Source organism: Halohasta sp. A2 (assembly GCF_056175805.1).
Window position 1 is genome coordinate 1 of sequence record NZ_JAQFWV010000098.1, and the last position, 9,331, is coordinate 9,331.

Consider the following 9,331-nt stretch of genomic DNA (forward strand, 5'->3'; position numbering starts at 1 on the left):
CGATCGCTAGGTAGCTGAACTCGATTTTCTTTTCGACAACACTACTGAATCGGTTTGTCAATTTGTGCAGCGGTGTCTTCGGCCGATATCAGGTGTCGGGTGGTGTGGAATTCTTAGACAGGCTCACTAGCTGTCGCAATAAAACGTCGCGCTCGATCCATAATCTTCGAGACATCAGATACAGCGTATGATGGACTCTCAGTAACTTTCATCCACCCTTCCTGTAACGCCTTATCGATAGCAATATCGCTCGATTCGTAACCGTCAATCGCCGCATTGCCCGTCAGTTCGGTATATACCTGTGGAGAGATTCGAAAGACAGCATCTCGGTGGCGTGCTTCCCGGGCTAAGGCCTGGAATCGCGTATTTTCTCGTCGACCACAGCTAATAAGCACTGAAGAGTCAAGGAAGATTATGACGCTCTCATCACCCATCTCTGATCACTCTTCAACGACGTGCCGGAGAGCGTCGAGAATAATTCCGGCCTCTAATGAAGATACATCTTGCTCACGAGCCATGATGTGGTGGGTGACAGACCCCTCGACATAGTCACGGGTGTATTCAAGCGCGACGGCAAGTCCATCCAACCCATGACGTTCGATGTAGGTGTCGATATCGTCATCTCTCTCTCGCCGGGCAACAGCCTCGATCAATTCTGGTGTGATCTGGCGCTCGGTATCTCCTTGTGTCAATTCAATATCCACATCACGAGCTACGTATTCTGCTGGTCGACCTTCGTTCGATTGCTCAATGAAGCCTGCAGCTTCGAGATCATTGATATAATCATACGCTGTCCGCTGCGGAATCTCAAGGGAGTTCACAATATCGTCAATCTCTGCGTCTGGATGGTACCGAATATAGGTGTAGATCCAGGCCTTCCGGGCGTTTGCAAGAATCTCAAACGCCTCTCCCCCAGTATCGAGTGGAGTATTCCAGTCTGCTTCTCGTGTAGCCATTAGGTGTGAATTGTACGCATTTCGCAATAAGTGTTGTTGATAAACGTTGAGACGAACTATTCACAACCCGTTCAACAGTTAATTGTAGACTCACACTAGAATTTTTGACGACAGATTAGACATAGCAACATACAGTTTATGATTAATTGAGCTATCCTAGCTATGTTGAAGACTCAACTGGTGGTTGATGCTGAAGAATAACGAAGTCAGGTTGGTATCACTGCTCATAGTCCTACATCCTCAAACGCACGATTGACAACATCTTCTGTTGGCGCATTCAGGTAGGGTTCGATGGCGGAAAACGAGGACCAGCCCCCGACTTGCATGACTACCCGGGGATTGACACCCTCATCAACAAGGAGGCGCTGGGCAAATCGACGTCGGAGATCGTGACTCGACACATCTGTAAAATCCTGATCACCAGTCTGCTCAGCTGCAGCTTCGGCAGTCCGTCGGACTACTGCTCGGATACCTCCTGGTGTGAGATCAACGAATGGATCATCGTCATCGAGACCTTCATCGCGTGCGAACTGGTAGAGATCCCGTTCAACATCGGTTGGGAGATACGCATCTCTGGGTTTTCCCTTCCCGGTGTCAGTGTCTTTCCCCCGCGGGATACGGAGACGGTAGTGATCTCCTCCATCGAGTCGACGCACATGTTCAGGACAGACCTGTGGAATTTCGAAAGCACGGAGACCAACGAATGCCCCGAGTTGGATGATGAGGTCATCACGTCTGGAGACTGCTGCTCGACGAAGTTGCTCTATCTCGTCATCAGTGAGCCAAACCTTGTACAGATCTCGTTGCTTTGCCTTGGTTCGTTCCTTGCGCATACGCTTTGTCATGAGAAACCAGCATATAATATTCGTGGTCTGATAGTACCCGATCCACTGAGACGGCCAATATCGACCGATTCACGAAATTACCCACCGACCGATTAACGGTTTTTGTACAAAGCGTCAATGAGTAGCTGGCTAACTCAGTGTTCCATATGGACGAAACAAGTTCTACAATGCGATTAGGCTGTTATGCAAGACTGCGAATGCGAATGTCGCACTGGATGTAGCTCAATTTGCGTGGTGATCGCTTAGTACAGAACAGAGAGTGCTCTTACAACGAGCCATTACGTAGACTCGTATCCTTCCGGCCACTGCTCACGAATTACCCGTAGCATCTCTTCTTCACGTTCCTCAATCTGTTCAACACCCCATGTCTCGTTTTCGAAAATCTCTTCCAACATCCGGATTTTCGAACCGTCGAACGTTGCTTTCTTTTCGAGGAAGGGATCGTTCCCCTGGATAGCATTATCTTCGCGCGTCATGAGTCCGAGATTCCCAAGCCGATGAGTATGTTTTTCGACCAGTGTCCGTGTCTCCTCATCGAGAGAATCAGAAGGTGTTTGCGGCCATACATGTTCCACTGAGAAGCTATCGCCGTCGTTGACCACTTCATCAGCGTGGAACTGAATGTTCTCTTCGTTACTCTCCAAGTGGCTCTCAAAAGTATACAGGAGAAGCCGCAGTTCGTTTAGCCGGTTCGAACCCTGATAGTACTTATAAACGTTAGAATCTCCAAGAGTCGATTCAAGCTTTGAGTCGCTACAATAGTCGTGAGTGTACCGCTCAATACGACGGATTACACCGTCGATGTCTAACTGAGATACGCTGTCTGGATCTTCGTCCTTTGCGTTATAGTAGAGCCGTCTAGCTAAAGGGTAGGCTCGCGTTCGACCCGTATCGGCACTCTTCTGCTCAATGATGTAGGTTCGGACGATGAACGTCTCGATATTCTCAAGAGGTCTACAAAACTCATCCTCGCTTATCATCTCACGCTTGTACTGGTCGTAGGCTACCATTAGAAGCGGGTAGAAATTACCCAGACGACCCGCAAGGAACAGATTTGAGAGGTGGTGATCAACCCTTTCGTTGGCAATCCTCTCCTTGTGGTTATACAGTTCATCGAGTTGCCTGAACATCCGCTCCAACTCGTGCACGTAGTCGATGATCTCCGCGACATCAGCAACAGAGCGGAAATGATCCTTCGTATGTTCGAGATGGTTCTGATAGTTACGATCATTCCAGCCGACACCCCATTCCTTATCCCACATTATGAAGTGGTATCTCTGGATACGATCTTCGCTCGGACCAGATGACATATTCTCTATGGAATCGTAGATCTCGTTGAACGATTCCTGAATCGACTCAATATCGGTACTTCCCAACCGGTCTGAGAGCTGTAGCTGAAACGTAGCTCTCATCAAGAAGATGTCTGGTTGAGTGAATGTGTTCAGAATTCCTCAGCCAGACGGGCATCTTTCAGCCACAGACGTGAAAGAACTAGCGAAAGATCTCGTTGAGCAGCTCCCGCTGCCGGGAATCGAGGGCTCGTCCCTCGATTCCGGCGAGATCTGGCCTGCTGTCACCCTCGCAGCAGTCAACCAGACGTCCATCTGGGAAACCTGCAAAAACAACGACAACGCTCCCTGTGACGATACAGTCATGGACTGGCTCCATACACTCAATCGAGAGTGGCTAGAACGGATTGCTAACGACCTTCTCAAGGAGATGGCAATGACGATCCTCGACCCTGACCGGTCGAGGATCGTCTCCATTGATTTTGTCGATAACCCTTACCATGGAACGTACAGCGACGTGAGCGGCGAACTCTGTCGAATGGCAGCCAAAGACGGTACAACAACGTGTCACCGTTACTGTACAGCTTACCTCGTCTCAAACGGGAAGCCAGTAACGCTGGCAACAACGTACGTGCGAAGCGATGAGAAAGAGGCCGATGCGGTCGAGCGTATCCTCGACCGCATCGAGGCCTATCCCTTCGAAATAGAGCTTCTATTGGCTGATCGCGGCTTCTACAATGAACGTATCTTGCGGCGGTCACGTGACATTGCTGCGACTGTCGTTCCCGTCCAAAAGAAGGGTAAACGCATGAAGAAGAAGCTAGACACGCACTGCTCGTACATGACGACCTATCGGATGTACAAAGACTGCAAGCGGGAACTGAAATTCCCGCTTGCAGTCGCTGTCTCCTACCAGGCCGGAGATCGTGGCAAAAGCGGAGAGATCGTTCGAGGCTATGTGGCGTGCGATCTGGCTGATCGCACGCCGAAGCAGGTCGAGCGGCTCTACCGGAAACGCTCGGCGATTGAGACCAGTTATCGTGTCTTCCGCCAAGCACGGGTGGTAACGACAACTCAGGATCCAATCGTCCGCTTTGCGTTCGTACTAGTTGGATTCTTGCTGGAGAACCTCTGGCTCGTGCTTCGATGGGCGGTCGTCGCCCGCCCACGGCGGGGCGGGCGCGACCTGCCCGAAGAGTTCACGTTCAAAACCTTCTCTGACTGGATCAGACACGCTTTAGAGGAGGAACTAGAGCGGAGTTGGGAGATCGAAATGAACGGTGTCGGTGTGCCAGAAGCGTACGCACCGGCCGCGGGCTGACTCAGCCCGCGGCCTCAAGTAAGCGTCTCTGAGCTACAGCACCCGTCTCTGACGGCTATATGAGCTTCCCTCGCTTGATTCTATTTGTCTGTGAACGCTACCTCATTCTTCACACAGCTACCGCTCACCATTTGATCAGATGAAGTGTGACTCAACACAACTCACGAAGCTGTGTTCGGGAAGTACCGAATATAGGCGTCAGCTTGATCCCCGTCTTCAAGGAGCGAAACCCGGTGCATCAGGTAGCTCTTCGTGATCTCTAAGTCGGTGAGATCCTTCCCACGGTCGTTGACTGTCTGGAAAATGCGTGCCGCCTCGCTTCGTGAGTTCACTGTATATTCCAAGAGTGGAAGCGACTGGATCTTCTGATACAGGTTGGTATAGAACTCAGTCGGATCGTTATGTGGAGCACTCGTTGGCACACCATCTGAGAGTTTTTCTCTAAGTACCTCTTTCGTCTGGAGTAGCCGTGATTGCGACGGGCTATCGGTTTTGACATCTGAGAGTGTATCATCCTTTTGGCCCTCGCGGTCGTCATCGAGCATATTCTCCAAGATCGTCCGCTTGAAGAACGTCTCGTCATCACCTGCTAAAGTAAGCTTCTGAGCCCCATATCGAGCGATATACTCTCCTCGAATTTTACGCGCCACAGTTTCTTTTCCAAGCTCGTTGAGTCGCTCCTGAAGCTCGAAGAGTAGGATTGTTAACGTCGTGAGCCTCTGTTGCCCGTCAATGATACTGTGGGTGATTCCCTCGTCGTCCTCACTCTCCATGAGGAGAAAAGTGCCGATGTAGTGATCGCGGTCCATCTCGACAGCTTCAACCAAGTCGTCCCAAAGGTCCTCGACGTGCTCTTCTTCCCACGAATAGTTCCGTTGGTAGAGCGGTACCTGAAATTGCTTATCTCCAGTCACAAACCCGCTGAAAGTCTCTGAATCTGAACTGGCCATAACCCGGAATAGAAACGGGTATGACATAAAAACAGTTGTGTAAGCTGACTTCAGACGATGATCGGGGCTATCACCCTGCTTGCCATATCACTCTATCTAGAAAGAATTCATGAAACAGTGGGGGGCCTCGGATCTAATCGGAATTGCTGAAACGGTGGGGTGTCGAGAAGGCATATAGAGGTTCAAAAGCTGTTCACCTACCTAGGCGTTCGGTCGATCAGCACTGATTCTCTCGAAATCGATATCTGCGAATCGAGCTGTATCCTTGAGAACTTCGACTGCAATCTCGGTATCGACTTGGAGTTGGTACTCCCATGCTGGCCCACCAATCGAACCTGCAGTCACCTTTTCTCCATCCGCAATTCCCTGCATATCGAGTTCACGGAGATGATCTTTAAATCGCCGCTGACCGAGTTTGTCGGCATCAATTCGTGAGGCAACACTCTTGTACACGCCATAGATTGGTTTTGCTCGGACAGGAGCATCCCCAGAGAGTTCTAAAGCAGTGAGGGCGGCAAGGGCGAGATGGGCTTGTGTCGTCATTTCTCGCATTGCCTCAACGACGGCTTCCCGTTCTACGAGTGCTTGGGCTTCGCGAGCGTGTTCCGCACTAACCCAGTCATCACCGTGTTTGTCCGCCAGTTCACCGGCCTTACGAAGATATTTGATCGCTTGTCGAGCATCTCCGGTATCCTGTGCCGAGAGCGCAGCGATAAGTGGAATTACGTCGTCGGTCAGCACGCCACTTTGAAATAGATACTCTTGTTCAGATTGGTCGATTTTGACCACCGTTCCATTCTGATCTCCACCGGTGTCGACATCATAGATTGGGATGAGTTCGGTATCACGAAACGCCTTCGCTGCACGGCGACGAAGGATTTGTTGGAGTTGTGTCGCATCATATGGTGAAAAGAGAACAGAATCATCGTAGAGTGAACTCTTCACTTTCGGACTAAGATTATCCCGCCACTGCAGATCGTTACTGATACCGATTATGCTGGGGTAGACGTGATCTTTAACGTAGTCCTGAGCTCGGGCTCGTGGGAGACTATAGAGAATCCGATCATCGTCACCGAGCGTATCAATTTCGTCAAGAACAATAATAATCGTGCCACCGATATCATTCATTGCTTCGAACATCATATCCATCACGACATCAGTCGCATAGCCTGTTGGACGACTGTTTCCAGTGAGTTCTTGGTAGATACGGGAGGCAGTTTTATATGATGTAGAGAGGTCGTGAGACTCACAAGAGACATATGCTGTCGTAAGATCTAGGTGGTCAGATTCTTCTTCGGCGTGTGCCTGGAGTTCGGAGAGCTTTGTTTTCGCAGCAGCAGTTTTCCCTTGGCCAGCTTTCCCATGGAGAAAAACGTTATTGGCACCGACTCCTCGGGCTGCAGGAGCCAGTGACATATGGAGATCTTCCATTTCGGTGTTTCGTTCTGGGAGATCGTCAGGTCGATATTCTTCACGAAGAACTTCTTCTTGTTGGAAGATAGGCGAAGTATCTGAAAACTCAGTCATATGCGGAACCTATAATCGATACATAATAAAACCCCGGTTTCAGGAATGTCTCGAATGTCTCCAATAGCAAGTTCCATAAGAGATAGATGATAATAGACGAATCGCACCCACACCACTGTTTCAGCAATTCTCGTGTGAAAAGGGGGTGACGGTTTGATATAGACTGAACTCACTGTATGAGACGAATGCACGTTGTTCAGGTAGAATAACATCCGTTTCAGCCGGAGCATTTATTTGTCGCGTTTCGAGTTGATAAAGCCACCGAGAAAACAACTTGATCCAGAAGAGGTTGAGTGCGCTAACTGAGCGAGAATATCTTGATCAGACAAGGTTGTAACCGATCCGGAGCAGTGAATGAGGCGGTTTCCAGTGTCAGTACAGCGTGTTTCGACTTCTCTAGCCAAAGCCGTCGCTGTCGGCGACGGCTGACCCAGTTGGGTGAGACGAACTCAGCCGAACGTATCCAGCGATTTGTTCCAGTGCGTCCGGACTTTCTGAATGAGTCGCGGCACGCCACCCTTCACCGGGTGGCGTTGCCGCAGCCAGTAGATCAGAACCAGCCCAATCAACGCAGCGAACAACTCGAACAAGACGCCGTTTAGCGATTTTGAGTGGAAGTTCTCGATGTTCAGATACTGTTTCAGCTCCCGAAACAGAATCTCAATCACTGTCCGGAGCGTGTAGATGCTGATCACGTCAATAGGATCGTACGCTGACGACGCCAGCGTCGTCAGGTACTCGATCTCTTCTCCATCTGGTGTTTCCAAGACGATCCGACGAAACTCTTCACCAGTCTCGGCGAGTTCGATTCGGTCATCACGGATCTGCCTTGTTTCACTCTCGCTGGTGACTTCGACGTTCTGGACGCGCTCCAGAACGTCGAGCCGAGCATCTGACTGCAGCAGTGTGACGAAGTCATCGTCGCTGTGTTTAATTTCACAAAACCGGAGATAACGCGTGTATCCACGGTCAAAGACCCAGATAATCGAGTCGAGGTCTGCGAAGACCTCGACATCGTCCTTGAGGTGATCGAACTGCGGACTTTCGTGAGTATCGCCTCCTGTGACTGTTGCACCGAGCGGGTGCTTGTGTTCACCATCCACGCGTGCAGCACAGTGAAGCTCAAGTCCGCCATCATCTGTGTCAATTTTGTAGGTCTGCTCGTCGTCTCCGACGAACTCGTCTGAGACGACGACTGAGCGTGTAAGTTCGAGGTTTGTTGCATCGACAGCAACAACGCCGCGGGTAAGCCACTCAAGCCGTTTTCGTTGGACGGCTCGTTGATGATACAGCTGTGGCGTGTGGAGTAACGCGAAGAGGAAGCGAACGACCGCGCGGTAGTCGCGGTCGTTCGTGTACCGAGAGAACGTTGAGGCAGCCATTGCCTCGAGTTGGTCGTTTGTCTCGGTCTTGTCTGCAAGTTCAGCGAGGGAACTTGATGGATCAAGTCCCTCGCGGACTGCGATTTTGATGTGGTTGTCGAAGTCGTGAGTTGAACTGTGTTTGCCGATTTCGAACTGGTCGGCAATGGACTCGCTGTCGACTGCGTCGAGCAGCGAGTACAACTCACTCGAAACGGAGTGGGTAGAATTGAAGTTTCCTGGATTCGTTTCTTCTGGTGACGGCCCTAATCTTTGATCACTAATCACAGACATCAGGCCGTCACTACCGGCTTACGCCGGTTTTAAATACTCGAAACGCAACAGGCATTTATTAGTTCTATTATTATATTATAACGTTTTCGTCTAGTAGTAGTTAGTATAGTAGTAAAACTGCTCAAACTAGCTTTGACCTATAATAATCACCTTCTTTCAGGGGATTTATATACTATTACCTTAGGAGAACGTCTCTAGAGTTCAGCCCTCTTCCCTAATTTGAGTGAATTGATGAAACGGTGGTGAGTGTCTTGTGCTTCTGTCTGAGATCGTCTCTCTCAACGAGGTGTAACATTCGCAAAATTATTGAGTACGCCCTTTCCCTCCCTCGCTCGTCGACCCTTTCGAAAAATTGCTGAAACAGTGGTGGGTGTGTCCTTTCAGACTATCACCCGAGTTGTGAGAGCTAGGGAACGATCTGCCGTACCGAATCACGGATTCGGCACGGCAGCATGGGCAATAGACGCCGTCACGCCAGCGAACCTGTTGGAGCAGGTTCGCGGCCCGACGCTCCGAGACAAACGTCTTGATTGGGAACATCGTTTGTCGGGTGACACGAACGTGTCACCCTTGCCCTCTGTGACTTCCAGCTACTGCTGAGAACTGACCAACAATTTTCTACCCAAGAGCGTTGATCCGATTCATATGAGTTACCATAATATGAGGGTGTCATACAATTCATCTCATACCACAAGCTTCGTCCGCCCTGGATTTTCACCCTGTTCGTAGTTCGTGATTGCAACTATTACTCGGAGACACAGTCCAAGGAATGCTTGTACCCGAGCATG

Annotated in this window: 8 protein-coding genes and 2 pseudogenes; 1 reads left to right on the forward strand and 9 read right to left on the reverse strand. The window is 50.2% G+C overall.

Annotated features, from left to right (window positions below; all coding sequences use genetic code 11):
* Positions 1-113: 113 nt before the first annotated feature.
* From O2S87_RS17020 to O2S87_RS17035, 4 genes are all read right to left on the reverse strand, one after another.
* The gene (locus O2S87_RS17020; protein WP_475409952.1) at positions 114-434 is read right to left on the reverse strand and encodes a PIN domain-containing protein; all 321 of its coding nucleotides are present in this window, start codon (positions 432-434) and stop codon (positions 114-116) included.
* Between the two features lie 6 nt (positions 435-440).
* Positions 441-956: a DUF7437 domain-containing protein gene (locus O2S87_RS17025; RefSeq protein WP_475409953.1), complete on the reverse strand. Its 516-nt coding sequence runs from the start codon at positions 954-956 to the stop codon at positions 441-443.
* 224 nt (positions 957-1,180) lie between these two features.
* A complete protein-coding gene (locus tag O2S87_RS17030) occupies positions 1,181-1,789 on the reverse strand; it encodes a site-specific integrase (RefSeq protein WP_475409954.1) in 609 nt (202 codons plus the stop codon).
* A gap of 290 nt (positions 1,790-2,079) precedes the next feature.
* Positions 2,080-3,213 (reverse strand): GmrSD restriction endonuclease domain-containing protein, encoded by a 1,134-nt coding sequence (locus O2S87_RS17035; protein WP_475409955.1) that lies wholly within the window; start codon positions 3,211-3,213, stop codon positions 2,080-2,082.
* A gap of 25 nt (positions 3,214-3,238) precedes the next feature.
* Here O2S87_RS17035 and O2S87_RS17040 point away from each other — a divergent pair, with 25 nt between their 5' ends.
* The gene (locus O2S87_RS17040; RefSeq protein ID WP_475409956.1) at positions 3,239-4,411 is read left to right on the forward strand and encodes an ISH3 family transposase; all 1,173 of its coding nucleotides are present in this window, start codon (positions 3,239-3,241) and stop codon (positions 4,409-4,411) included.
* Between the two features lie 161 nt (positions 4,412-4,572).
* On the opposite strand, the gene O2S87_RS17045 is transcribed toward O2S87_RS17040, so the two are convergent.
* From O2S87_RS17045 to O2S87_RS17065, 5 genes and pseudogenes are all read right to left on the reverse strand, one after another.
* Positions 4,573-5,388: a DUF262 domain-containing protein gene (locus tag O2S87_RS17045; protein WP_475409957.1), complete on the reverse strand. Its 816-nt coding sequence runs from the start codon at positions 5,386-5,388 to the stop codon at positions 4,573-4,575.
* 174 nt (positions 5,389-5,562) lie between these two features.
* Positions 5,563-6,888, reverse strand: coding sequence for a Cdc6/Cdc18 family protein (locus O2S87_RS17050; RefSeq protein WP_475409958.1), 1,326 nt, complete (start codon positions 6,886-6,888; stop codon positions 5,563-5,565).
* Positions 6,889-7,337: 449 nt separating this feature from the next.
* Positions 7,338-8,543, reverse strand: coding sequence for an IS4 family transposase (locus O2S87_RS17055; RefSeq protein WP_475409959.1), 1,206 nt, complete (start codon positions 8,541-8,543; stop codon positions 7,338-7,340).
* Between the two features lie 420 nt (positions 8,544-8,963).
* Positions 8,964-9,083 (reverse strand): annotated as a pseudogene (locus O2S87_RS17060) (transposase); the annotation flags it as partial.
* A 143-nt stretch (positions 9,084-9,226) separates the two neighbouring features.
* Positions 9,227-9,331, reverse strand: a pseudogene (locus O2S87_RS17065) (IS5/IS1182 family transposase); the annotation flags it as partial.

Excerpts from the sequence above, each read along its gene's own strand:
- O2S87_RS17035 (WP_475409955.1), bottom strand. The coding sequence starts at position 3,213 with ATGAGAGCTACGTTTCAGCTACAGCTCTCAGACCGGTTGGGAAGTACC.
- O2S87_RS17020 (WP_475409952.1), bottom strand. The coding sequence starts at position 434 with ATGGGTGATGAGAGCGTCATAATCTTCCTTGACTCTTCAGTGCTTATT.
- O2S87_RS17030 (WP_475409954.1), bottom strand. The coding sequence starts at position 1,789 with ATGCGCAAGGAACGAACCAAGGCAAAGCAACGAGATCTGTACAAGGTT.
- O2S87_RS17055 (WP_475409959.1), bottom strand. The coding sequence starts at position 8,543 with ATGTCTGTGATTAGTGATCAAAGATTAGGGCCGTCACCAGAAGAAACG.
- O2S87_RS17025 (WP_475409953.1), bottom strand. The coding sequence starts at position 956 with ATGGCTACACGAGAAGCAGACTGGAATACTCCACTCGATACTGGGGGA.
- O2S87_RS17050 (WP_475409958.1), bottom strand. The coding sequence starts at position 6,888 with ATGACTGAGTTTTCAGATACTTCGCCTATCTTCCAACAAGAAGAAGTT.
- O2S87_RS17045 (WP_475409957.1), bottom strand. The coding sequence starts at position 5,388 with ATGTCATACCCGTTTCTATTCCGGGTTATGGCCAGTTCAGATTCAGAG.